Raw genomic sequence first — 22,013 nt, 5'->3', positions numbered from 1 at the left:
GGTAGAGCGGCAGTTGACAGGCAAGGGCAACGCGAAGAAGTTGTCACTTGCGCGTGACAAGAGCGCGCCTCACAACGTTGGCCGGATCGGCTGGTCGTACCGTCTTCAGGTGACCGACCACGCCCACGCCCCCGCGCGCAAGATCGCCTTCGCGGCCTTCGTGCGCCGGGCGCTCGACGACGCGCGGGCGACCCGGGCCTGGAGTGGTACCGAGGTCTCCCGCCGCACCGGCGTCTCCCGCCAGACCATCAACCGCTGGGTGCGCGGCGACTGGGCCAGCGACCCGGAGGCCGAACGGGTGGTCGCCTTCTGCCAGGGCCTCGGCCTCGACCCGGCGACCGCGTTCGCCGCGCTGGGCTGGGACCGGACCACCACCGCCCGGCCCCGGCCGGACGCCCCGCCGATGGACCCGGACGTCGAGGCGCTGCTCCGCCGACTGGTCGACCCGACCGTCTCCGACGCGGAGAAGTTCCACATCCGGGAAACCGTCAGATATCTCGCCTATCGGCCACCGCTGCCGGTCGATGCCCGAAATACGGATAAACGGGCCAGCTAGTTCCTCAGATGGCGAAAGAACGCCGATCAGGTACCGAGCGTTCCGCACCGGACACGGAACCCGCACGCTAGCGTCCTCCTGTGACAGAAGGAGGGGTCTGTCCATGGCCCTGAAGTGGTCGGCAGTCCTGGTCGCGACGGTGTCCGTGACACTCTCGGTGACCGGCAACGTGGTGGTCGGTGTGGTCGAGGGCGGGCAGCTTCCCCTGGTCGTCAACCTCTTCGCGCTGACCGCGGCCGGCACGGCGGTCGTCCTCGCCGTCCTCGCCCACCTGTACGACCGGCTCAACGACCGGCTCACCGCGCTCACCGAGTTCCTGGTGGCCCGGCTGAACGACATCGAGGCGCACGCCGGTGACCACAACGCCGGGTTCGTGGAGGGTTACCTGCTCAGCCACGACCGGGAGGCCGCCGTGCTGCCGTTGCGCCGGCGCGGACGGGGAGCCGCCGAACGCTGACGTCAACCCGCGCGCAGACTTTCTGCCCCTGGCGACCGCTCAAGAGAGCATTTCGCGGCCACGAATGAGCGGCCCTCCTAGGGGTACGCTGACGCGCGTGCCGCCGCTGAATCTGGGCAACCAGCCTCCGAAGACCCCGCTCGACGCCGCCGAAGCCTGGGCGACCACCGCCGAACGGGCGGACGAGTACGTCCTCTTCTTCGACTTCGACGGCACCCTCGCACCCGTCGACGACGACCCGACGGCGGTCCAGCCCGCCCCGAAGGTCCTCGCCGCGCTCGAGGCGCTCGCCCCGGTCGTGCAACGGGTGGCGATCGTCTCCGCCCGGCCGGTCGAGTTCCTCCGCGACCATCTGGGCGGTCTGGTCGGTATCGACCTGTACGGCCTCTACGGGCTGGAGCACAGCCACTCCGGTGGCGACACCGTCACCGAGCCGGCCGCCCTGCCCTGGGTGCCCACCATGGCCGAGCTGGCCGAGCTGGCCCGCGCCGAACTCCCACCGGGGACCCTGGTGGAGTACAAGCGGCTCTCCGTCGCCCTGCACTACCGCACCGCCCCGCACCTGGGTGAGGCGGTGGAGAGCTGGGGCCGGGCCCAGGCCGACCGGCTCGGGCTGCGGGTGCAGGCCGGCCGGATGGTGCTCGAACTCAAGCCCCCGGTCGACCGGGACAAGGGCATGGTGATCGACGAGGCGATCCGCTCGGCCGGCGGCGCGTGGTACTTCGGCGACGACGTCTCCGACATCAAGGCGTTCGCGGCCCTGCGTGCCCGCGCCGCCACCGACCCCGGCTTCGTGGGCGTCTGCGTGGCGGTCGCGAACCCGGAGACCGGCCAGGAGGTCGCCTCGGCCGCCGACCTGACCATCGACTCCCCGGCCGCCCTCGGCGACTTCCTCACCGACGCCGCCGCCCGACTGCGCTGATCCCGGCCCGCCGGCCACCCGCGCTGAACCGGCCCGCCGGGCCGGCGGACCGGCCGGTGGCGGGCTCGGTCAGACGCCGTACCGGCGCTGCCGGTTGGCGTACGAGCGCAGGGCGCGCAGGAAGTCGACCCGGCGGAACTCGGGCCAGTTCAGCTCGCAGAAGTAGAACTCCGAGTGCGCCGACTGCCACAGCATGAACCCGGACAGCCGCTGCTCCCCGCTGGTCCGGATGACCAGGTCCGGGTCGGGCTGGCCCCGGGTGTAGAGGTGCTCGGCGATGTGCTCGACGTCCAGCACCTCGGCCAGCTCCTCCAGGGTGCCGCCGGTCGCCGCGTGCTCCAGCAGCAGCGAGCGGACCGCGTCGGTGATCTCGCGCCGGCCGCCGTACCCGACCGCGATGTTGACCTGGGCCCCGCCGGTGCGGTCCCGGGTGCGTTCCTCGGCGGCCTTCAGCGCGGTGGCGGTCTGCGCGGGCAGCAGGTCGAGCGCGCCGACCATGCGCAGCCGCCACGGGTTGCCCGCCTCGGCCAGCTCGGTCACCAGGTCCTCGATGATCTTCAACAGCGGGTCGAGTTCCCGGGCCGGACGGCGCAGGTTGTCGGTGGCGAGCAGGTAGAGGGTGACGTGCCCGATACCGGCCTGGTCGCACCAGCCCAACACGTCCTTGATCTTGGCGGCGCCGACCCGGTGGCCGTCGTTGGGATCGACGTACCCCATCTCCCTGGCCCACCTGCGGTTGCCGTCACACATCACGCCGACGTGCCGGGGCACCGGCTTGCCCGCGAGGCTCGCCGTCAGTCGACGCTCGTACACCGAATAGACCAGGTTCCGCAGTGTCATCACCAAGCAGCGTAGCGACCCGCGCCGAAAAGAGGCACTTCCCACCTCAAACCCGGCCGGACAACCCCCAGCCGATCATCGCGAGGGTGCGCGCGTCCAGCCGGCCGTCCCCCAGCCCCAGCTCGACGACGCGGTGGTAGACCCGGTCGTCCCGGCGGGCCGCGCGCACCGCCGCGTCCACCACCCGACGCCGCCGGGCCAGCCAGGCCGCCGCCGAACTGTGCCGCAGGTGGGTACCGAGACGGCGGCGCAGGGTGTCGGCGTACCGGTCGGCGGCCCGCTGCGGCGAACCGGCCGCCGCCGCGCCGGCCAGCGCACCGGAGAGCAGCGCGTAGAAGATGCCCTCCCCGGTGAACGGGTTGATCAGCGACAGCGCATCCCCGGCCAGGGTGATCCGCCCCCGTCCCGGTGCCGGCCGGTACGTGGACAACGGCAGGTGGTGGGCGCGCAGGTCGGTCACCGCGCCCGGCCCGGCCTCCGGCAGCAGCCCGGCCAGCCGGTCCAGCAGGTGCGCCCGGCTCAGCGGCTCACCCCGCAGCACCTCCCCGTACCCGACGTTGGCCCGGCCGTCACCGATCGGGAACGACCAGGCGTACGCCGGCCAGCGCGGCGCGGAGGTGACGATGAGCTGCTCCGGTGGGCCCGGTCGGGCCGGCGCGTACCCCCGGATGGCGAGCGCCAGGTGCCGCTCCGGGTTGATCGGGTGGCCGAGGACCCGCCGGACCACCGACCCGGCCCCGTCCGCGCCGACCACCGCCCGCGCGGCGTACGCGTCGTCGAGCAGCACCCGGTCGTCCCGCTCGACGACCCGGCGGACGGTGTGCCGGCGCAGCTCCGCGCCGGCCGCCACCGCAGCCGCGACCAGCCGGGCGTCGAAGACCGTCCGGGGCACCGTGTACGCCGGTCGGGGCAGCACCTTGGCCACCGTCTCGCCACCCGGGCTGACCAGCCGCAACGCCGGCAGCGGCGGGTACCCGTCGACCGCGTCGGTGACGCCCAGCCCGGCCAGTACGTCCAGGGCGTGCGCGGCGATGCCGTCCCCGCACGCCTTGTCGCGGGGGAAGTCGGACCGGTCCAGCAGCAGCACCCCGGCCCCGGCCCGGCGGGCGGCCAGCGCGGCGGCGGCCCCGGCCGGGCCCGCCCCGACCACGGCCACGTCGTACGTCCCGGTCACCGCGCCTCACCTCCGGTCCGGTGCCGTCCTCACCCCGCTGGGCGGGGGCCGTCCGTGGGCACGGGTTCGTGTCCGCCCCGCCACAGACCGTAGAGGGCCAGCCCGGCGGCGGCCACCAGCGGCGCGCCGTCGCGGACCAGACCGTCCACCCCGAGCAGCCACCAGCACAGCGGCAGGTCGACGGCGAGCACCCCGAGGGTGAGCGCCACCAGCAGGCCGCGCGCCCAGCGCTTCCCGCGCAGCAGGAAGAAGGTGCAGAACAGCACCGCGTAGCTGGTCGCCAGGGCGAACCCGAACCAGAACAGCACCGCCGGGACGGCGGCGAGCCGGCCGTCCACGATGGTGCCCCCGGCCACCAGGGCCGGTACCAGCATCAGCGGGCTGTACGTGAACGCGGCGACCCGGGTGGTGAGCAGCCAGCCGGTCGCCACCGGACGGCGTGGCGGGGTCTCCCGCCAGGAGAGGCCCTGCCGGTCGATGACCAGTCGGCCCCGGTGCCGGGTCAGGTGCCCGGCGACCGCCGGGGACCGGTACAGCAGCCAGAGCACCGCCAGGCAGAGCGCGGTGAGCGCGACGAAACCGGCGATCCCCGGCCACGGCGGCACCCCCTGTCGGGGCACGACCAGTCGACCCACCGCGAAGACGGTGGTGACGGCGAGGATCAGCCCGAGCGGTCGGGCCAGCGTCCGGCCCTTGCGGACGTGCCCCACCAGCAGCACGAAGCCGAACGCGCGCAGCAGCGCCCAGCCGGTCCGGACGGCCAGCCCGAAGCCCTGCTCCGGGGCGTACCACCAGTTCAGCAGGTCGACCGCGACGGTGGCCGCGGCGGTCACGTACAGCAGGGTGGTCAGCGCCCGGACGGCGGACGGCCGCCGGTCCGTGGACCGGTCACCGTGGTGGTGACCGGTCCCGGTTTCGGCGGCCGTCCTCATGTCTGCTGATGATGCCCGCACCGTTCCACCCGCACACCTGTCCTTCCGGCGACGTCAGGCGGTGACGGGGCGTTTCACCACGCCGCGTCGAGGCGGTGACGGGGGCCTCCGCTATGCCGCGTCGAGGCGGGCACGCAGCGCGTCCAGCTCGGCCCAGAGCACGCCGGGCAGCTTGTCGCCGAACTTCTCGAACCACTCGTTGATCAGCGGCAGCTCCTCGCGCCACTCGTTCGGGTCGACCTTGAGGGCGATCCGGACGTCCTCCGGGGTCATGTCGAGGCCGTCGACGTCGAGGGCGTCCTGGGCGGGGACCATGCCGATCGGGGTCTCGACCGCGTCGGCGCGGCCCTCGATCCGCTCGACGATCCACTTGAGGACCCGGGAGTTCTCCCCGAAGCCGGGCCAGAGGAAGTTGCCGTCCGGGTCCTTGCGGAACCAGTTGACGTAGTAGACCTTCGGCAGCTTCGAGGCGTCGCCGTCGGCGCCCTTGCCCATCTCGATCCAGTGCCGGAAGTAGTCCCCGGCGTGGTAGCCGATGAACGGCAGCATGGCCATCGGGTCGCGGCGCACCACGCCGACCGCGCCGGAGGCGGCGGCGGTGGTCTCCGAGGAGAGCGTCGCGCCCAGGTAGACGCCGTGCACCCAGTCGCGGGCCTCGGTCACCAGCGGGACGGTGTCCTTGCGCCGGCCGCCGAACAGGATCGCGTCGATCGGGACGCCGTTCGGGTCGTAGTAGTCCTCGGCCAGGATCGGGCACTGCGTGATCGGGGTGCAGAACCGGCTGTTCGCGTGCGAGGAGAGCTGCTCGCTCTGCGGCGTCCAGTCGTTGCCCTTCCAGTCGGTGAGGTGGGCCGGCGGGTCGCCCATCCCCTCCCACCAGATGTCCCCGTCGTCGGTGAGCGCCACGTTGGTGAAGATGGAGTTGCCCCGGTCCAGGGTCCGCATCGCGTTGGCGTTGGTCTTCCAGTCGGTGCCGGGCGCGACACCGAACAGGCCGTACTCGGGGTTGACCGCGTAGAGTCGGCCGTCCGGGCCGAACCGCATCCAGGCGATGTCGTCGCCGATGGTCTCGACCTTCCAGCCCGGGATGGTCGGCTCCAGCATGGCCAGGTTGGTCTTGCCGCACGCGGACGGGAAGGCCCCGGCGATGTGGTAGACCTTCCCCTCCGGAGAAGTGATCTTGAGGATCAGCATGTGCTCGGCGAGCCAGCCCTCGTCCCGCCCCATCACGCTGGCGATCCGCAGCGAGTAGCACTTCTTGCCGAGCAGCGAGTTGCCGCCGTACCCGGAGCCGTACGACCAGATCTCCCGGGTCTCCGGGAAGTGCGAGATGTACTTGGTCTCGTTGCACGGCCACGGCACGTCCTGCTGGCCGGGCGCCAGCGGCGCGCCGATCGAGTGCAGCGCGTGCACGAAGTCCGCGTCGTCACCCATCGCCGCCAGGATCTTCGCGCCCATCCGGGTCATGATCCGCATCGAGGCGACCACGTACGGGCTGTCGGTGATCTCCACCCCGAACATCGGGCGCTCGGCCTCGACCGGGCCCATGCAGAACGGGATGACGTACATGGTCCTGCCGCGCATGCAGCCGCGGTACAGGTCGGTCATCGTCCGCTTCATCTCGGCCGGGGCCATCCAGTTGTTGGTGGGACCGGCGTCCGCCTCGTCGACCGAGCAGATGAAGGTGCGCTCCTCGACCCGGGCGACGTCGTTGGGGTCGGTACGCGCGTAGAACGAGTTCGGTTTCTTCTCGGGGTTGAGCCGGATCAGGGTGCCGGACTCGACCAGCTCGTCGGTGAGCCGACGCCACTCCTCATCGGATCCGTCCACCCAGACCACCCGTTCGGGAGTGGTCAGTTCCGCCACTTCCCGGACCCAGGCGAGCAGTTTGGCGTGGGACGTCGGGGCCTGATCGATACCCCGCACAGCAGCCGGAGCAACCATGACACATCTCCTTGTGGTCGACGCTGACCGTTCTATGGGATGCACGAGTCGTGGCGAACACCGAACGTGTCGCCGTCGTGGAAATCTGGGATTCCGCTCAGCGTAAACCGGGCGGCCCCGGGCGTCAGTGGGACTGGTTGTGAAGAACTGCACAAAGTACGGCTAACCTGCGGCTTCACGAGCTGATACCCGCTTTCCCGCGCAGTTTCACGCAAATTCTGCAGTTGGCCTTCGTGGAGTTCCGGGTGCTGGACCCGCTCCTCCGGAAGGCGGACGACCGTCGTCAACCCGCACCTCCACCGGTCACGATCCGCTACGCTCGGTCAGCGTCGCCCTCGGTCACCGTCGACACCGTCGGCCGTCACCTCACGGCCGCCGTCGACGACGCTGTCTACCCGCTGTCGCGGTTGCTACCCGTCCGGCGCGCCCCGAGCCGGTACGCTCACCCCGTGGCCGCGACCGTGACCGGGGACCAACCAGGTGGAACCCCGCAGACCCGCCCGGGTCTGGTCCGGGCGTTGCGTGACCGGTTCGGCCACCTGATCCGGGAGATGAGCAAGTTCGCCACGGTGGGCGGGGTCGCCTTCCTCATCGACCTGGCCATCTTCAACGTGCTGATCGCCGGCCGCGGCATGGAACCCGTCACCGCCAAGATGATCTCCACGGTCATCGCGGCCACCGTCGCCTTCGTGGGCAACCGGTTCTGGACGTGGCGGCACCGGGAGCGCTCCAACCCGGTCCGCGAGTACGCACTGTTCTTCTTCTTCAACGGCGTGGGGTTGGGCATCGCGGTGGCCTGCCTCGCCGTCAGCCGCTACGGGTTGGGCAGCATCTGGCCGGGTGTGTTCCAGACCACCCTGGCGGACAACATCGCCAGTTTCGTCGTCGGGACGGGCCTCGGCACGCTGTTCCGGTTCTGGTCCTACCGACGGTTCGTCTTCGTCGAAGCGGGAACCCGACAGGCTCCGGAGACGAACGACGACCGAGACCCGAGGGCGTGACGTCGCGCCCATCCCGTCCGGCCAGCCGGCCGGGAACCCACGACTGACCTAAGGTGTTCCGCATGCGTCTTGTCCGCCTCCTGCCCGAGCGCTGGCAGAAGTTCGTCCGCGAGGCGCTCAAATTCGGCATCGTCGGTGGCATCAACACCGTCATCAATTACGCCGTGTTCAACGCGCTGGCACTGACCGTGTTCTCGGACGGTCAGCTCAAGGCCGCCGTGGTGGCGACGGTGGTCGCCACGATCACGTCGTATCTGATGAACCGGCACTGGACGTACCGCGATCGACCCAAATCAGCCATGCGTCGGGAATACGCCCTTTTCTTCCTGTTCAACGCGACCGGGCTGCTCATCGAGCTGGGGGTGCTCGCCGCCGCCAAGTACGGCCTCGGCGTCACCAGCCTGCTCGCCCTGAACGTGGCCAAGACCGGCGGCGTCGTGCTCGCCACCCTGTTCCGGTTCTGGTCGTACCGGACCTTCGTGTTCCAGCCCGCGCCGACACCCGCGACGACGGAACGGGACGCGGTCGCCGGCATGGACCCGGTCGCCGACCTCGCCGAGTCGGTCACCGAGCTGGAGGAGGTCCAGCCGCACCCGACGTCGCCGCCCACGGTCAAGCCCCGCCCGACGGTCAAACCCCGGGCCAAGACCAAGCCGAGCAAGACGGGCCGGTCCACCCGGCCGGTCCGGCCCCGGCCGGCGGTCTCGCCCCGGCCCGCGGTGGCCGGCCCGGACGCCCGCCCCGCCGCGGTACCGCTGGACGACCCGGGGCTGGTCGTCCCAGGCGACCGCGAGCGGGACGCCGACGGCACCGCCAAGCTGCACGCCACCGCCCGGCGTGCCCCGCGCCGATGAGCACGGACACCGCCCGGTCGGGGACCGGGACCTCCGCCGAGTTGTTCTTCGAGGACCTGACCCCGGGCCGCAGCTTCGACCTCGGCGTGATCACCGTGGACGGGGGCGAGATGGTCGCCTTCGCCCGACGGTTCGACCCGCAGTGGTACCACGTCGACGAGGAACTGGCGCGACAGAGCCACCACGGCGGGCTGATCGCCAGCGGCTTCTACACGGTCAGCCTCTTCATGCGGGCGTACGTGGACCACGTGCTCTCCCGCGCGGCGGCCGACGCCTCCCCCGGCCTGGAGGAGCTGCGCTGGCTCGCCCCGGTACGGGCCGGCGACCGACTGGCCGTACGCCTCGACGTGATGGGCAGCAAGCCGTCCACCGCCCGGCCCGGCCTGGGCACGGTCACCCTGACCGGCACCATGCTCCGCCTCGACGCCGAGGGCCGCCCGGAGTGCGAGGTGCTGCGCACCCGGTTCCGGGGCTGGTTCACCCTCCGGACGACCGAGCCCGAGCCGGCCCCCTCCGACCCGGGCTCCACCGACGGGGGCTCCACCGACCCGGGCCTCTCCGACCCGGCTCCCGCCTCCGGCCCGCCCGGGTCGGACCCGGGAGCCTCCGGCGGCACCGTCTCCGATCCGGCCGATCAGAACGCCACCCCACCGCCTGCCGCCCCCACCCCACCGGCCGCCGCCGCACCACCTGCACCACCCGCAGCCGCGCCATCGGCACCACCAGCCACCGCCGCGCCATCGGCTACCGCCCCGCCACCGTTCACCGCCCCGCCACCGCTCACCGCCCCGCCACCGGCCGCCGACCCGGCACCGGCGGACCCCAGGCAGGCACCGACACCCGGCCGGGCATCCGTGGACGGGCCCACCACGATCCTTCCGGCCCCGTTTCCCCCGGGCTCCGTCCCGGCAGTGCCCGTCTCTCCGGGCCCGGTACCGGCAGGCCACGTCCCGGCACCACGCGTCCCGCACCCGACCGAGGCGCCCACGGCGGTGATCCCGGCCGCACGGGACGACGGACCGCCGACCACCTCCACCGACTGACCCCGCCGGGCCCGTCGGTGCCGACTCCCCACATCGGTACCGCCCGCCAGGAACCCGCTGTGCAACCGAGGGTGCCGCGTAAGGAGGGTCGCCGAATCACCGCCCACGGAGCCGGCCGGTGCCGGCGTCGAGCAGTGGTACGCCGCCCGGGGGCAGGTGGTTTCAGGCGGTAGGGTCGCGGAGGGGCCGGCCGTCACGCATGTCGGCCAGGATCTCCCGCATCTCGCCGTCGCCCAGCGAGTGGCGGTCGTGGTGCGCCTCGGCCAGCTCGTACAGTTTCGTCTGCACCTGGCCGACCCGGGGCACGTCGACCAGCACCGACTGGCCCCGCTCACCGGCGGACTCGATGGTCAGCGTGCCGCAGCCGAAGATCCGCTCGACGACCCGCTGGTGCATCGCATGGTCGTTGATCCGGGCCAGCGGGATGTCCCGCCGTTCCCGGTTGAGGATGCCCTGCTGGATCAGCACCCGCTCGTCGGTGAACAGGTAGTGGGTGCTGCGCCACCGCAGGTACGGCACCAGCGCGAACACCAGCAGCAGCACCAGAGCGATCCCGGTCACCAGGTAACTGCCGATCCGTCCGGCGTCGCCGGCCGGCAGGAGCAGCCAGGCGGCGGCCACCGCCGCCACGCCGAGCACCAGCACCGCCACCGGCCGGATCAGGGCCTTCCAGTGCGGGTGCAGGTGCAGCACGACCTGCTCGTCCTCGGTGAGCACGTCATCGGGGAACGCCACGGGAACCTCCTCGCAGACCCGCGAACCTGCTCGCGGAACGGACGCGCTGACGGTAGCGGTCGACGCGGTCCGCGCGCGGCAGGCAGGCCGGAACCTCGCTCAACGCAGACGTGTGGCGCAGGTGCGGGGAGGCTCAGCGCAGGTGCAGGACGTCACCGGCGGCCAGCCGGCGTTCGCCGGCTGCGGTGTCGACCAGGAGCTGACCGTCGGCGTCCACACCGGTGGCGGTGCCGGTCAGCTCCGTACCGGCGGGCAGGAACACCCGTACCGGACGGCCGACGGTGGCACAGGCGGCCAGGTAGGCGTCGCGCAGGCCGCTGCCGACCGCGTCGCCTCCGGCGTCCCGCCACCGGGCGTACCAGTCGGCGACCGCGCGGAGCAGGGCACGCAGCAGCGGATCGCGGTCGGTGGCGGCCCCGGCCAGTTGCAGCGAGGTGGCCGGCAGGCCGGTCGGGTTGTCCGGCAGTTCGTCGGCGCGCAACGTCACGTTGAGGCCGATGCCGAGGACCACCGCGGACGGCCGGGACGAGGCACCGCCGGACACCGCACCACCGGCCACCACACCACCGGCCACCGCGCCGGCGGGCACCGCACCACCGGCCACCGAGCCGCCGGGCACCGCGCCGCCGGGCACCGCCTCGGCGAGGATGCCGGCACACTTGGCGTCGTCCACGAGCAGGTCGTTCGGCCACTTCAGCCGGGCGTCCAGCTCGGCGAGCCGGGCCACCGCCTCCACCAGCGCCACCCCGGCCAGCAGCGGCAGCCAGCCGTACCCGGTGGTGGGCACCGGCGACCAGCCGCGCTCCCGGTCGGCCTCGCCGGGCCGGAGCAGGACGCTGGTCGCGATGCCGGCCCGTGGCGGTGACTGCCAGACCCGACCGCGCCGGCCACGCCCGGCGGTCTGCCGTTCGGCGACCACGACCAGCCCTTCCGGCTCGCCGTCCCGCGCGGCCTCGGCCACGTCGGCGTTGGTGGACTCGGTCTCCACCTTCAGCTCCAGCCGCTGCCAGGGGCCGGACGGGGCGACCAGGGCCCGCCGCAGCCGGGCCGCGTCCAGCGGTGGTCGGTCCAGATCGGTGTACGGGGAACCCGGCATCCGGCCAGCGTAGCCCCACCCCGTCGACCGCCCCGTCGACCGTCACTGAGGCGAACTGCACAGCCCCGCCCACCTGAACCATCGTTATATTCCGAGGGTGACCATCGAGACCGGGACCAACATCCACACCACCGCCGGCAAGCTGGCGGACCTGGAGCGACGGGTCGACGAGGCGGTGCACGCCGGTTCGGCCCGCGCGGTCGAGAAGCAGCACGCGCGGGGCAAGAAGACCGCCCGTGAGCGGATCGAGCTGCTCCTCGACGAGGGCTCCTTCGTCGAGCTGGACGAGCTGGCCCGGCACCGCTCGACCAACTTCGGGCTGGACCGCACCCGCCCGTACGGGGACGGGGTGATCACCGGGTACGGCACCGTCGACGGTCGTCAGGTCTGCGTCTTCGCCCAGGACTTCACGGTCTTCGGTGGTTCGCTGGGTGAGGTCTTCGGTCAGAAGATCGTCAAGGTGATGGACCTGGCGATGAAGATCGGCTGCCCGGTGGTCGGCATCAACGACTCCGGCGGCGCGCGGATCCAGGAGGGCGTGGTCAGCCTCGGCCTGTACGGCGAGATCTTCTTCCGCAACGTGCGCGCCTCCGGGGTGATCCCGCAGATCTCGCTGGTGATGGGGCCGTGCGCGGGCGGCGCGGTGTACTCCCCGGCGGTCACCGACTTCACCGTGATGGTCGACCAGACCTCGCACATGTTCATCACCGGGCCGGACGTGATCAAGACGGTGACCGGTGAGGACGTGGCGATGGAGGAGTTGGGCGGGGCGCGTACCCACAACACCCGCAGCGGCAACGCCCACTACCTGGCCAGCGACGAGGACGACGCCGTCGAGTACGTCAAGGCGCTGCTGTCGTACCTGCCGGCGAACAACCTGGACGAGCCGCCGGCGTTCGACGCCCCGGCCGACCTGGCGGTCACCGACGCCGACCGGGAACTCGACACGCTGATCCCCGACTCGGCGAACCAGCCGTACGACATCCGCCAGGTCGTCGAGCACGTGCTGGACGACGCGGAGTTCCTGGAGGTCCAGCCGCTCTACGCGCAGAACATCGTGGTCGGCTTCGGCCGGGTCGAGGGACGCCCGGTGGGGGTGGTCGCCAACCAGCCGATGCACTTCGCCGGCACGCTGGACATCGCCGCCTCGGAGAAGGCCGCCCGGTTCGTCCGTACCTGCGACGCGTTCAACATCCCGGTGCTGACCTTCGTGGACGTGCCCGGATTCCTGCCCGGCACCGGCCAGGAGTGGGACGGCATCATCCGACGCGGCGCGAAGCTCATCTACGCGTACGCCGAGGCCACCGTCCCGAAGGTCACCGTGATCACCCGCAAGGCGTACGGCGGGGCGTACGACGTGATGGGCTCCAAGCACCTGGGCGCGGACCTGAACTTCGCCTGGCCGACCGCGCAGATCGCGGTGATGGGCGCGCAGGGCGCGGTGAACATCCTGTACCGCGCCGAGCTGGCCGCCGCCGACGACCCGGCCGCCGTCCGGGCCGAGAAGATCGCCGAGTACGAGGACACCCTGGCCAACCCGTACGTCGCCGCCGAGCGGGGCTACGTCGACGCGGTCATCCAGCCGCACGAGACCCGTACCCAGATCGTCCGGGCGCTGCGGGTGCTGCGCACCAAGCGGGAGACCCTGCCGCCGAAGAAGCACGGCAACATCCCGCTCTGACGTCCGCCCCGCCGGAGGCCGGCACCCCGGGTCCGTCGGCACCGCCAGTACCGCCCGGTCCGCGGTGCGGTAGCCGGCCCGCCGGCTCAGCTCAGCAGGCCGTGAGAGGTGCCGTCTGCCCGGCCGGCCGGATCACGTACCGGACCGGGTTGGCCGCGACGCACAGCCGGGCGGCGGCGGTCCGGCCGAGCCTGCGCAGCTCGTCCTGGGTGGTGGTGGCGGGATCGGGGTTGATGACCGTCACCAGGTCACCGACCCGGACGACCGCCAGGTCGATGGAACTTGGTTCCCCGAGCGGTTCACCGGTGGCCTCGTTCCGGCGCTCGGAGATGGTGTGCCGCAGCAGGGCCGACTCGTCGCCGGTGAAGTTGCGGTCGATCAGCGCGTAACTGTGCACCAACGACCTGGTGACCATCTCGCCCTGCCACCGGATCGGGCCGACGGAACGCCAGTTGGTACAGGAAGCGACCAGCCCGTCCAGGGTGGCGAAGAAGCGGACGGCGACCTGCGGCTCGACCCGGTACACGTCCTGGCTGACCAGCACGTCGTAGCCGTCCGGACGGTTCCGCGGCATCGTCTGCGACCGCGACCAGAGCGAGGTCTCCCACCCGACCGGCAGGCCCTGTGCCTGGCGGCACGCGGCGAGCGCGCCGGTGTCGACCTGGACCAGTTCACCGAGACCCGCCTGGGTCAGCGGCGGATCGGACCGCTGGTTCAGGTCGGCCGGTTGCAGCAGGGCCTCCATCGGGATCTCGACGTGTGGCGACGGGCCGGCCACCGAGGCGTCCACCCGGTGCGGGCCGGGCCGGGCCGCCGGGCCGAACACGACCGCGGACGTCCCGACCACGAGCAGCAGGACGGCCGCGGCCCCGGCCACCTGCCGTCGGGTGCGGCGACGGGCCTCGGCGCGGATCTCCGCCGGCTCCGGCCACCGCACGGTGGCCAGGTCGGTGACGATCCGGTCGGTGAGGGTGGGCTTCCGGTCAGGCATCGGCGGCCTCCTCCAACTCCGTGACGGCGAGCAGCCCGGCGAGCGCGGTACGCCCCCGGGAGAGTCGGGCCTTGACCGTGCCGACCGGGGCGTTGGTCTCCCGGGCCACCTCGGCGACGGGCAGGCCGAGCAGGTAGTACAGGGCGAGGGCGGTGCGCTGTTCCTCGGGGAGCCGACGCAGCGCGGCCACCACCTCGACGGTGTCGGTGCTCGGGGCGGGCACGCTCTCGGTGGCCCCGTGCCGCAGGTACGCCCGGGCCCGGCTGCGCAGGCTACGCCACCGGCTCACCGCGATCCGCGAGGCGACCACCCGTACCCACGCCTCCGGGTCGTCGTACCCGCTGACGGTGGACCAGCGCTGCCACGCGCGCACGTACGCCTCCTGTACCGAGTCCTGCGCCTCGGAGAGGTCACCGGTGAGCACGTAGACGAATCCGAGCAGCCGTTGCCGGCTGCCCCGGTAGAACTCGTCGAACCCGTCGACGTCCGGCACCTGCTACCTCCCCGTGGCGGTCGCAAGGGGACACGCGCCGGGACAGGTCACCGGTTGCCCGGTCAGCCGACGGATTCGGCGTCAACGGTCAGCCGGCCGGATTCACTCCCGCGTCGCCGGTCAGCCCACCCAGTTCGGCGGGGAGCGTGCGGGCCAGTTCCGCCAGCGGGTACCCGCCGGCCGGAATCCGCTCCCGGGCGGCCCGACGTACCGCGATCTGCACGGCGGTGTTGGCCGGCGTCGGTACGCCGTGCAGCCGGCCGAGCAGCACGATCTCGCCGTTGAGATGGTCGGCCTCGGTCGAACCGACGCCCCGGGCCAGGCTCTGCCAGGTGGAACTGCCGGAGCGTTCCCGCCCAGCTACCGGCACGTGCCGGACCCGGTCACCGCGTTCGGCCTGCTCCTCGGCCCGGGTGGTGTGGCTGATGCCGGCGGCGGCGAGCACCGCCTCGCCCTCCTCGGTGACCCGGGTCTGGAGCTGCTCCGGGGCGGTCCGGCCGAACAGCGCGTCCACCCCGTTGCCGAGGTTGCGCAGTAGCTTGCCGTACTTCCAGCGCATCACGTCGTCGCGGACCGGGGCGACGAACCCGGCCCCGGCCAGGTCGGCCGCGATCTCCCGGATGCTGTCGTCCGCCGTGGTGTCGGTACCGCCGGCCGGGTAGCGGCCCAGGTGCAGCATGCCCGGGTGCGGGTGCCCGTTCGCCACCACCACGCCCGGTTCCAGGTGGGTGGCGGGAAGCCAGACGCAGACCGGGTACACCCGGGCGAACCACCGTAGCGCCGCCCGTTCGTTGCCGACGCCGTTCTGGGCGGTGCACAGCGGCAGCCGCTCCCCCGCCGTACCGCCGCCGGCCACCGGGGCGTCCGCCCAGCTCCGCAGGGCCGCCTCGGTGTCCTGGGACTTCACGGTCAACATCAGCACGGTGTCCGCCGGCAGCGGCCGCTCGTCCGGCCCGTCGAGTGCCGGCAGCCGTACGGTGACGTCCCCGGCCGGGGCGTGCAGGGTCAGCCCGCGCTCGCGGATCGCGGCCAGGTGCGGGCCGCGCGCCACCAGCGTCACGTCGTGGCCGGCCTGCGCCAGCCGTACGCCGATGGTGCCGCCGACCGCGCCCGCCCCGATGATCACGTATCGCACCAGGCCATTGTGCCGGCCCGCTGCGGTAGCGGCCCGGCAGGTTGGTCAGGCCGTCAGGCCGGCGTCGGTGAGCAGCGGGCCGGCGAGCAGGGCCGCCCCGACCAGCAGGGTGAGCAGGTTGACCAGGGCGAACACCAGCACCCAGAAGAACGCCGGGAACGGGGTCAGCCCGGCCAGTTGGTCGGCGTCGGACTCCGGCAGCCGGCCCCGGGCGCGCAGCCGCTGGAGTTCCAGCACCGGCCGTACCCCGCCGAGCAGCAGGAACCACACCCCGGTGTACGCGAACGCGGCCTGCACCTGCGGCGGCGCGTACCAGGAGACGCCGAGGACCAGCCCGCCGGTGATCACCAGCGACACCACGCCGAAGGCGTTGCGGATCATCAGCAGCATGGCGAGCAGCAGCGCCACCGCCACCCAGAGCAGCAGGGTGATCCGGTTGCCGCCGAGGATCCACGCCCCGGCCAGCCCGATCAGCGGTGGGGCCACGTACCCGGCGAGCAGGGTGAGGATCATGCCGGGGCCGGTCGGGCGGCCGGCGGAGAGGGTCAGGCCGGAGGTGTCCGAGTGCAACCGGATGCCGTGCAGCCGACGTCCGGTGAGCAGGGCGGCGAGCGCGTGCCCGCCCTCGTGGGCGATGGTGATGGCGTTGCGGCCGATCCGCCACGGCACCCGGGTCGACACCACCGCCAGGGCGACCAGGGCGGTGGCGAGGACGAGCAGCGGCGGCGGGTCGGGCTGCGCGCCGAGGAGCCGGTCCCACAGGTCGCCCAGGCTGTCGATCGGCGTCATGGGCCGGCAGCCTACCGCCCCGGCGCACCCCGGCCGATTCCCCGGTGGCCGTCGGTGACCATGGCAAACTGGCCGGGTGACGGCCCGCATCGGAAGTGGCCGGACGCCGCTTCAGTCGCACATCGGTCCGTGGACCGAGGTGGATTACCTCGCCCTGGGCGAGCGCCCCGACCGGGTCGAACTCCTCGACGGCAGCCTGATCGTGAGCCCCGTCCCGAGTAAGCGGCACCAGTTGGTGTCCTGGTCTCTGGCCCACCGGTTCAGACTGGCGGCCGGAGCGAAGGGCCTACTGGTGTTCGAGGCGGTGAACGTACGGCTCGGCCCGGACCGGATCGTCATTCCCGACCTGGTGGTGGCGGACACCGACGACGAGGGCACAGTGCTCGACGCCGGTGAGGTGGTGCTGGTCGGGGAGATCGTGCCGCCGGGCAACGCCGCCGCCGACCGGGTGCTCAAGACGCAGCTCTACGCGATCGCCCGGATTCCCTGGTACCTGCTGGTCGAGCCGGACGATCACAGCCACACGCTGCGGCTGTTCCGGCTGGAGGGTCAGCACTACGTCGAGGACGCCGTGGCCAAGGCCGGCGAGACGCTGACCCTCGGCACCCCCTTCCCGCTCTCACTCGACCCCGCGTCGCTGCGCTGATCGCGGATTACTCAAGGCCAGGTCCAGACAGAAAGCACCAGGCGGCGATTCTTTTAGTAAGCCTTGCGGTGGCGGGCGAAATCCTTCAATGATGTTCGTCAATGACGAACATCCTCGGAGGAGGCCCCATGACGCGTACCCGCCCGGCCCTGCGCCGGCTGCTCGCCACCGGTCTGGCCACGCTCGCCACCGCCGTGGTCGGCCTGGTCGCCACCGCCGGCCCGGCCGCCGCCGCCACCACGCCCGGCATCGACGTCTCGAACTGGCAGGGCAGCATCAACTGGACCAGCGTCCGCAACTCGGGCATCCAGTTCGCCTACATCAAGGCCACCGAGGGTACGAGCTACAAGGACCCGAGCTTCAACGCGAACTACACCAACTCGTACTACGCCGGGGTGATCCGGGGCGCGTACCACTTCGCCCGGCCGAACATCTCCTCCGGCGCGATCCAGGCGAACTACCTGGCCAGCAACGGCGGCGCGTGGTCGGCGGACAGCCGCACCCTGCCGGCCGCCCTGGACGTCGAGGGCAACCCGTACAGCGGCGGCTACTGCTACGGCCTGAGCACCACGGGCATGCGCAACTGGATCCAGGACTTCCTGAACACCTACCGCTCGCGCACCGGCCGGTACGCGGTCATCTACACCACCACGAGCTGGTGGAACCAGTGCACCGGCAACTGGACCGGCCCGTGGGCCAACCACCCGCTCTGGGTCGCCCGCTGGTCGAGCACCGTGGGCACGCTGCCGGCCGGCGCGCCGGTGTGGAGCTTCTGGCAGTACACCGACTCGGGCAGCGTCTCCGGCATCAGCGGCGGCGTCGACCGCAACCACTGGAACGGTGACCGCACCCGCCTGATCGCCCTGGCGAACAACACGCCCTGATCCCTCAACCGGACGGCAACCGGCCGGGCACGCCGCACCTCACGGCCCGCCCGGCCGCGCCACGTCCCGATCCGGTACGGCACGCAGCCCGCCGAAACGACCTCAGCTCCCCGGCCTCTCCGCCACGAACACCCCGACCCCGGACATTCCCTCGACCATCCCCTTGGCCTTCAGCCAGTTGATGGCACCGCGAACGACCGTGATCGACACGCCGTACTGCGCACGGAGTTCAGCCGTGCTCGGCAGCTGGGCACCCGGCTCCAGCTCACCGGATTCGATCCGCTCCGTCAAATCATTGATGATCTTCTGTGTCTTTGAGGTAGGCATCTGCTACTCCCTGGTCCGCGCCGCCATTCGATCACGCGACACGCGGAGCCACAAGCAACGAGATGCATCAGGGTGCACATGCTTGCCAACAGCTGACCGTATGCATAAGGTTGCACATGGCTAACCTCCCTGGTCCGCAGCCGGTGGGGTTGGCGTTCCCCAGCGCGGCGGCTCGCGTCTCCCCCGTTGTCGGCGGGCCGCCGCGCAACCCCGTCCGCCCACCGGAGGTGCCACCGTGGAACGGGACCGTGCCCTGCTGCTCGCCGACCGACACCAACCCCCACCGCTGTGGCGGCTGCTGCGCATCCGGCGCTGCCCGGCCTGCCACTGCCGCTGGCCCTGCCCCCGCTACCTGGACGCCCGCGCCGTCCTGCTCGGCAACGACCGGCTCGACGTGGCCGCGATCATCCGCCGCAACAACCGGTGGCCGTCATGAGGCGGGTACCCGTCAACCACCCGCACTGGACGCTGCTCGGGCTGGTCCGGTGCGGCTACTGCGGGCGTACGCTGCTGCCCGAGCAGGCCCCCGGCGGCCCGCGAGCCTACGCGTGCGGGCCGCGCTGCGGTCGTACCTGGGTCGATGCCCTCACCCTGGAGGCGATGGCGGTGCGGACGGCGCTCGCGGCGATCCCGGCCCTGGCGATTCCCACCGACCGCCGGGAGGCCGCCGCGCTGGTCGCGGAGATGTTCCGTCTGGTCGTCGTGCACGACGACCAGACGGACGTGGTCTTCGTCGGATACGCGAACTGAGTTGTCAGGCGTCGCGTCGCCGGGTGACCGGCACCGCGACCGGCGTGGACACACCCTCCCGGATGGTCGCGCCGCGCCGCAGCATCATCCGGCCGCCCACCAGGGCGGCGGTGATGGTCACGACGCTGAGCAGGGCGAACAGCACCGACATACCGATGCTGGCGAGCAGCAGTACGGCGTCGCCGAGCGCGACCAGCATCCACAGTGCCACCGAGGGCTTCGCAGCCTTCCGTCGGTAACTCATCGGTCGTACCTCCCTTCCGTCGTCAGGGGTAGAGATACCCCGTTCGGCGGGAAGTCATGCGAACGAACGTCGCACCGGTACGAATCCCATGCTCAGCGGCGGTACGTTCAGTCCTGCCGGTCGGGCTTGAACCCCTTCGCGATCAGCTCGAACTCGTCCAGGTTGGCCTCCCACTCGCTGGCGGCCACCTCCCAGCGGATCGCGTACCCCCGGTTGCTGGCCGTCACGAACCCACGGTTGCGGACGTGGATCCGGGTGTTGTCCCGGGTTTCCAACCACTCCCAGTCCGCGCAGGTCTTCCAGAACCCGGGGCACTCCTTGATGCTCAGGAACTTGTAGTTCTGGACGCGGTCCTTCCGGGCCGACTCGATCTCCCGCCAGGCCGCCGCAGCGTCCTTGCCCGGGGTGTTGGTCTGGTCGATGACGACCTCCCGGACCCCGTTCGGCTCCTGGAACGTCACATAGGTGTCGCCCTGACTCCGGGTCCAGCCCTCCGGCAGCGGCATCTCGAAGCCACGCTGGTCCTTGTGCATCTTCCAGCCGGCCGGCAGGGTGACCCCCGCCGAGGTGCTCGGGCTCGGGCTGGGTGTTGGGCTCGCCGGGGCCGAGGTCGGCGACGCGGCCGGCGCACTCGTCGGCGGGGCGGCGGACGGCCCGGTGGAGGCGTCAGTCGACGACCCGGTCTGCGGCCCCGGGTCGGGATCGTCGGAGCCGCCGATCAACTGCGGCACGACCAGCACCAGACCGAGCAGCAGCACCGCCACCAGTACGCCGATCAGCAGGTTGCGCCGCCGGTTGTCCGGCTGCGGCGGCGTACCCGGTGGGGGCACGGCCGCCCGCCCGGGTGCCGTGGGTGGCGGCGGACTCAGCGGGGCGGCCGGCATCACCGCGGTCGGGTTCTGCGGCTTCGGCGCGATCGGTGGCTTCGTGCCGGTACCCCGGTCGGCGGGGACCACGGCGGTCGGCTCGGCGTCCGAACCGGACGGGCCGGCGGCGTCCGGGGCGGGCACCTTCGCCGTCACGTCCGCGCCGGCACCGGCCGTACCAGCGGTCGCGCCGGAGTCCGTCGTACCAGAAGCCGTAGACGTCGTGCCGGAGGTGGTCGGGCCGGAGGCGGCGCTGACCGGGGCGGAACCGGTCGCGGTCGGAGGCTTACCCGTCGCGGCGGCGTCCTCGACGCTGCTGTCCGTACCGGTGGCCCCGGAGGTGGCGGCAGCCGCAGCCGCCGCCCCGGCGACCACCGGCGGCACCGACGAGCTACCCGAACCCTCCGCCGGACGCGGCGCGGGCACCACCGGGGGACGCGGCTCACGCGGCCCGTTCGGCCCCGGCCGGCGTACCCCGTCCAGCAGTGAGATGGTGCGCGCCCGCTTGCCGCCCGCGCGGCGCAGCAGCCGCTCGGCCACCTCGGCGTCGATCCGCTCGGTCGGGTCCTTGCGGAGCAGTCCGTTGAGGACCGGCTTGAGCGGCCCGGCGTTCTTCGGTGGCGGCATCGGCTCGGTCGCCAGCGCGGCCAGGGTGGCGATCGCGGACGGCCGGGCGTACGGCGACTTGCCCTCCACGGCGGCGTAGAGCGTCGCGCCCAGCGACCACAGGTCCGCCTCCGGACCGGCGGTGCCGTCGCGGGCCCGCTCCGGCGCGATGTACGCCGGCGAGCCCAGCACCATGCCGGTACGGGTGACGTTCGGGTCGCCGGGGATGGTGGCCAGGCCGAAGTCGGTCAGCACCACCCGGCCGTCGTTGCCGAGCAGCACGTTGCCCGGCTTGACGTCCCGGTGCATCACGCCCGCCTTGTGCGCGGCCTTCAGCGCGCCGAGCACGCCGAGTCCGATCTCGACCGCCTGGGCCGGCGACACCGGCCCGTCCTCGGCGAGAGTGTCCTGGAGGGACTTGGACGCCACGTACTCCATGACGATCCACGGGTCGCCGTCGGTACGCAGCACGTCGAAGATGCGGACGACGTTGATGTGGTTCAGCCGGGCGATGGCCCGCGCCTCGCGGAGGGAGCGCTCGCGCATCTCCCGACGTTCCTCGTCGGTGAGACTGGGCGGCGGCACCAGCTCCTTGATCGCCACGTCACGGTGCAGCACCTCGTCGCGCGCCTTCCAGACCCGACCCATGCCGCCCTGACCGAGCGGCGAGATGAGCCGGTATCGGTTGGCGACGAGTTGGGGAAGCGCGTTCGACATTGCCGAGACGGTACCCGGCGCAGCGCACTGTCACACCGCCGGCACGCCACTATGCGGGATAGGTCAACTTGCCGACGCGTACGCTTGACACATGTCCGTCGAACAGCCTCGCTTCCGGGTGGTCCGGGGAGTTCCCACCGCCGAGGAGTTGGCCGCCCTGGTGGGCGCGCTCGTCGTCCGGCCCCGGCCGACCGCCGCGCCCGCCCCCGCAGCGCCCTCCACCTGGGCACGCAGCGGCCGACCAGGCAGTATGCCGCCCGTCGCGGCCCCGGGCGCCTGGCGCGCCTCCGGCCTGCCCCGCTGACCGGCACCCGTGGCGTGCGCCCGGGT

Annotated in this window: 25 protein-coding genes; 12 read left to right on the top strand and 13 right to left on the bottom strand. The window is 72.3% G+C overall.

Annotation, left to right across the window (positions count from 1 at the left end; translation table 11 throughout):
* The first annotated feature begins 109 nt into the window (after nt 1-109).
* From PVK37_RS10810 to otsB, 3 genes are all read left to right on the top strand, one after another.
* Entirely contained in the window at nt 110-556 is a 447-nt protein-coding gene (locus PVK37_RS10810; RefSeq protein WP_275033708.1) for an XRE family transcriptional regulator, read from the top strand.
* Nucleotides 557-659: 103 nt separating this feature from the next.
* Nucleotides 660-1,013 (top strand): hypothetical protein, encoded by a 354-nt coding sequence (locus PVK37_RS10805; RefSeq protein WP_275033706.1) that lies wholly within the window; start codon nt 660-662, stop codon nt 1,011-1,013.
* A 97-nt stretch (nt 1,014-1,110) separates the two neighbouring features.
* On the top strand, nt 1,111-1,935 hold the full coding sequence (otsB, locus tag PVK37_RS10800; protein ID WP_275033705.1) for a trehalose-phosphatase: 825 nt from the start codon (nt 1,111-1,113) through the stop codon (nt 1,933-1,935).
* A gap of 69 nt (nt 1,936-2,004) precedes the next feature.
* Here the strand turns inward: otsB and PVK37_RS10795 are convergent, their stop codons facing one another.
* The 4 genes from PVK37_RS10795 to PVK37_RS10780 form a co-directional block, all read right to left on the bottom strand.
* Nucleotides 2,005-2,775: an isoprenyl transferase gene (locus PVK37_RS10795; protein WP_275033703.1), complete on the bottom strand. Its 771-nt coding sequence runs from the start codon at nt 2,773-2,775 to the stop codon at nt 2,005-2,007.
* A 46-nt stretch (nt 2,776-2,821) separates the two neighbouring features.
* On the bottom strand, nt 2,822-3,949 hold the full coding sequence (locus PVK37_RS10790; protein WP_275033701.1) for a geranylgeranyl reductase family protein: 1,128 nt from the start codon (nt 3,947-3,949) through the stop codon (nt 2,822-2,824).
* A 29-nt stretch (nt 3,950-3,978) separates the two neighbouring features.
* Nucleotides 3,979-4,881 (bottom strand): hypothetical protein, encoded by a 903-nt coding sequence (locus PVK37_RS10785; protein ID WP_275033700.1) that lies wholly within the window; start codon nt 4,879-4,881, stop codon nt 3,979-3,981.
* Between the two features lie 111 nt (nt 4,882-4,992).
* On the bottom strand, nt 4,993-6,825 hold the full coding sequence (locus tag PVK37_RS10780) for a phosphoenolpyruvate carboxykinase (GTP) (RefSeq protein WP_275033699.1): 1,833 nt from the start codon (nt 6,823-6,825) through the stop codon (nt 4,993-4,995).
* A gap of 407 nt (nt 6,826-7,232) precedes the next feature.
* Here PVK37_RS10780 and PVK37_RS10775 point away from each other — a divergent pair, with 407 nt between their 5' ends.
* From PVK37_RS10775 to PVK37_RS10765, 3 genes are all read left to right on the top strand, one after another.
* On the top strand, nt 7,233-7,826 hold the full coding sequence (locus PVK37_RS10775) for a GtrA family protein (RefSeq protein ID WP_341483429.1): 594 nt from the start codon (nt 7,233-7,235) through the stop codon (nt 7,824-7,826).
* 62 nt (nt 7,827-7,888) lie between these two features.
* Entirely contained in the window at nt 7,889-8,680 is a 792-nt protein-coding gene (locus tag PVK37_RS10770) for a GtrA family protein (RefSeq protein ID WP_423791027.1), read from the top strand.
* Entirely contained in the window at nt 8,677-9,723 is a 1,047-nt protein-coding gene (locus tag PVK37_RS10765) for a MaoC/PaaZ C-terminal domain-containing protein (RefSeq protein WP_275033697.1), read from the top strand. The genes PVK37_RS10770 and PVK37_RS10765 overlap by 4 nt, the downstream gene beginning before the upstream one ends.
* A 162-nt stretch (nt 9,724-9,885) precedes the next feature.
* Here PVK37_RS10765 and PVK37_RS10760 read toward each other — a convergent pair whose 3' ends face one another.
* Both PVK37_RS10760 and PVK37_RS10755 read right to left on the bottom strand, forming a co-directional pair.
* Nucleotides 9,886-10,458: a PH domain-containing protein gene (locus PVK37_RS10760; protein ID WP_275033696.1), complete on the bottom strand. Its 573-nt coding sequence runs from the start codon at nt 10,456-10,458 to the stop codon at nt 9,886-9,888.
* 133 nt (nt 10,459-10,591) lie between these two features.
* Nucleotides 10,592-11,554 (bottom strand): biotin--[acetyl-CoA-carboxylase] ligase, encoded by a 963-nt coding sequence (locus tag PVK37_RS10755; RefSeq protein WP_275033695.1) that lies wholly within the window; start codon nt 11,552-11,554, stop codon nt 10,592-10,594.
* Nucleotides 11,555-11,651: 97 nt separating this feature from the next.
* Here PVK37_RS10755 and PVK37_RS10750 point away from each other — a divergent pair, with 97 nt between their 5' ends.
* A complete protein-coding gene (locus PVK37_RS10750; RefSeq protein WP_275033694.1) occupies nt 11,652-13,235 on the top strand; it encodes an acyl-CoA carboxylase subunit beta in 1,584 nt (527 codons plus the stop codon).
* Nucleotides 13,236-13,326: 91 nt separating this feature from the next.
* Here PVK37_RS10750 and PVK37_RS10745 read toward each other — a convergent pair whose 3' ends face one another.
* The 4 genes from PVK37_RS10745 to PVK37_RS10730 form a co-directional block, all read right to left on the bottom strand.
* Nucleotides 13,327-14,226, bottom strand: coding sequence for a hypothetical protein (locus PVK37_RS10745; protein ID WP_275033693.1), 900 nt, complete (start codon nt 14,224-14,226; stop codon nt 13,327-13,329).
* Nucleotides 14,219-14,719, bottom strand: a complete 501-nt coding sequence (locus tag PVK37_RS10740) for a sigma-70 family RNA polymerase sigma factor (RefSeq protein WP_275033692.1) — start codon at nt 14,717-14,719, stop codon at nt 14,219-14,221. Before PVK37_RS10740 ends, PVK37_RS10745 begins: the two co-directional genes overlap by 8 nt.
* Before the next feature lie 88 nt (nt 14,720-14,807).
* The gene (locus PVK37_RS10735; RefSeq protein WP_275033691.1) at nt 14,808-15,854 is read right to left on the bottom strand and encodes a ketopantoate reductase family protein; all 1,047 of its coding nucleotides are present in this window, start codon (nt 15,852-15,854) and stop codon (nt 14,808-14,810) included.
* Between the two features lie 45 nt (nt 15,855-15,899).
* A complete protein-coding gene (locus tag PVK37_RS10730; protein WP_275033690.1) occupies nt 15,900-16,643 on the bottom strand; it encodes a M50 family metallopeptidase in 744 nt (247 codons plus the stop codon).
* A gap of 76 nt (nt 16,644-16,719) precedes the next feature.
* Between PVK37_RS10730 and PVK37_RS10725 the strand changes: the two genes are divergently transcribed.
* Both PVK37_RS10725 and PVK37_RS10720 read left to right on the top strand, forming a co-directional pair.
* Nucleotides 16,720-17,289, top strand: a complete 570-nt coding sequence (locus tag PVK37_RS10725) for a Uma2 family endonuclease (protein ID WP_275033689.1) — start codon at nt 16,720-16,722, stop codon at nt 17,287-17,289.
* 128 nt (nt 17,290-17,417) lie between these two features.
* Nucleotides 17,418-18,173: a GH25 family lysozyme gene (locus PVK37_RS10720; protein WP_275033687.1), complete on the top strand. Its 756-nt coding sequence runs from the start codon at nt 17,418-17,420 to the stop codon at nt 18,171-18,173.
* A 102-nt stretch (nt 18,174-18,275) separates the two neighbouring features.
* Here PVK37_RS10720 and PVK37_RS10715 read toward each other — a convergent pair whose 3' ends face one another.
* The gene (locus PVK37_RS10715; RefSeq protein WP_275033686.1) at nt 18,276-18,500 is read right to left on the bottom strand and encodes a winged helix-turn-helix domain-containing protein; all 225 of its coding nucleotides are present in this window, start codon (nt 18,498-18,500) and stop codon (nt 18,276-18,278) included.
* A gap of 235 nt (nt 18,501-18,735) precedes the next feature.
* Here PVK37_RS10715 and PVK37_RS10710 point away from each other — a divergent pair, with 235 nt between their 5' ends.
* Nucleotides 18,736-18,936, top strand: coding sequence for a hypothetical protein (locus PVK37_RS10710; protein WP_275033685.1), 201 nt, complete (start codon nt 18,736-18,738; stop codon nt 18,934-18,936).
* Nucleotides 18,933-19,250, top strand: a complete 318-nt coding sequence (locus tag PVK37_RS10705) for a recombinase zinc ribbon domain-containing protein (protein WP_275033683.1) — start codon at nt 18,933-18,935, stop codon at nt 19,248-19,250. Before PVK37_RS10710 ends, PVK37_RS10705 begins: the two co-directional genes overlap by 4 nt.
* A 4-nt stretch (nt 19,251-19,254) precedes the next feature.
* Here PVK37_RS10705 and PVK37_RS10700 read toward each other — a convergent pair whose 3' ends face one another.
* Both PVK37_RS10700 and PVK37_RS10695 read right to left on the bottom strand, forming a co-directional pair.
* Nucleotides 19,255-19,494: a hypothetical protein gene (locus PVK37_RS10700; RefSeq protein WP_275033682.1), complete on the bottom strand. Its 240-nt coding sequence runs from the start codon at nt 19,492-19,494 to the stop codon at nt 19,255-19,257.
* 107 nt (nt 19,495-19,601) lie between these two features.
* Nucleotides 19,602-21,683, bottom strand: coding sequence for a serine/threonine-protein kinase (locus tag PVK37_RS10695; RefSeq protein ID WP_275033680.1), 2,082 nt, complete (start codon nt 21,681-21,683; stop codon nt 19,602-19,604).
* 91 nt (nt 21,684-21,774) lie between these two features.
* On the opposite strand from PVK37_RS10695, the gene PVK37_RS10690 reads away from it, so the two are divergent.
* Entirely contained in the window at nt 21,775-21,987 is a 213-nt protein-coding gene (locus PVK37_RS10690) for an acyl-CoA carboxylase subunit epsilon (RefSeq protein ID WP_275033679.1), read from the top strand.
* Nucleotides 21,988-22,013: the final 26 nt, after the last annotated feature.

The sequence above is a fragment of the Micromonospora cathayae genome, assembly GCF_028993575.1.
GTDB classification, from domain to species: Bacteria; Actinomycetota; Actinomycetes; order Mycobacteriales; family Micromonosporaceae; genus Micromonospora; species Micromonospora cathayae.
Note: the sequence above shows the minus strand (reverse complement) of the source record. Positions and strands in the feature narration are given on the sequence as shown.

Excerpts from the sequence above, each read along its gene's own strand:
- PVK37_RS10805 (WP_275033706.1), top strand. The coding sequence starts at position 660 with ATGGCCCTGAAGTGGTCGGCAGTCCTGGTCGCGACGGTGTCCGTGACA.
- PVK37_RS10795 (WP_275033703.1), bottom strand. The coding sequence starts at position 2,775 with ATGACACTGCGGAACCTGGTCTATTCGGTGTACGAGCGTCGACTGACG.
- PVK37_RS10785 (WP_275033700.1), bottom strand. The coding sequence starts at position 4,881 with ATGAGGACGGCCGCCGAAACCGGGACCGGTCACCACCACGGTGACCGG.
- PVK37_RS10780 (WP_275033699.1), bottom strand. The coding sequence starts at position 6,825 with ATGGTTGCTCCGGCTGCTGTGCGGGGTATCGATCAGGCCCCGACGTCC.
- PVK37_RS10770 (WP_423791027.1), top strand. The coding sequence starts at position 7,889 with ATGCGTCTTGTCCGCCTCCTGCCCGAGCGCTGGCAGAAGTTCGTCCGC.
- PVK37_RS10765 (WP_275033697.1), top strand. The coding sequence starts at position 8,677 with ATGAGCACGGACACCGCCCGGTCGGGGACCGGGACCTCCGCCGAGTTG.
- PVK37_RS10755 (WP_275033695.1), bottom strand. The coding sequence starts at position 11,554 with ATGCCGGGTTCCCCGTACACCGATCTGGACCGACCACCGCTGGACGCG.
- PVK37_RS10745 (WP_275033693.1), bottom strand. The coding sequence starts at position 14,226 with ATGCCTGACCGGAAGCCCACCCTCACCGACCGGATCGTCACCGACCTG.
- PVK37_RS10730 (WP_275033690.1), bottom strand. The coding sequence starts at position 16,643 with ATGACGCCGATCGACAGCCTGGGCGACCTGTGGGACCGGCTCCTCGGC.
- PVK37_RS10720 (WP_275033687.1), top strand. The coding sequence starts at position 17,418 with ATGACGCGTACCCGCCCGGCCCTGCGCCGGCTGCTCGCCACCGGTCTG.
- PVK37_RS10715 (WP_275033686.1), bottom strand. The coding sequence starts at position 18,500 with ATGCCTACCTCAAAGACACAGAAGATCATCAATGATTTGACGGAGCGG.
- PVK37_RS10705 (WP_275033683.1), top strand. The coding sequence starts at position 18,933 with ATGAGGCGGGTACCCGTCAACCACCCGCACTGGACGCTGCTCGGGCTG.
- PVK37_RS10700 (WP_275033682.1), bottom strand. The coding sequence starts at position 19,494 with ATGAGTTACCGACGGAAGGCTGCGAAGCCCTCGGTGGCACTGTGGATG.
- PVK37_RS10695 (WP_275033680.1), bottom strand. The coding sequence starts at position 21,683 with ATGTCGAACGCGCTTCCCCAACTCGTCGCCAACCGATACCGGCTCATC.
- PVK37_RS10690 (WP_275033679.1), top strand. The coding sequence starts at position 21,775 with ATGTCCGTCGAACAGCCTCGCTTCCGGGTGGTCCGGGGAGTTCCCACC.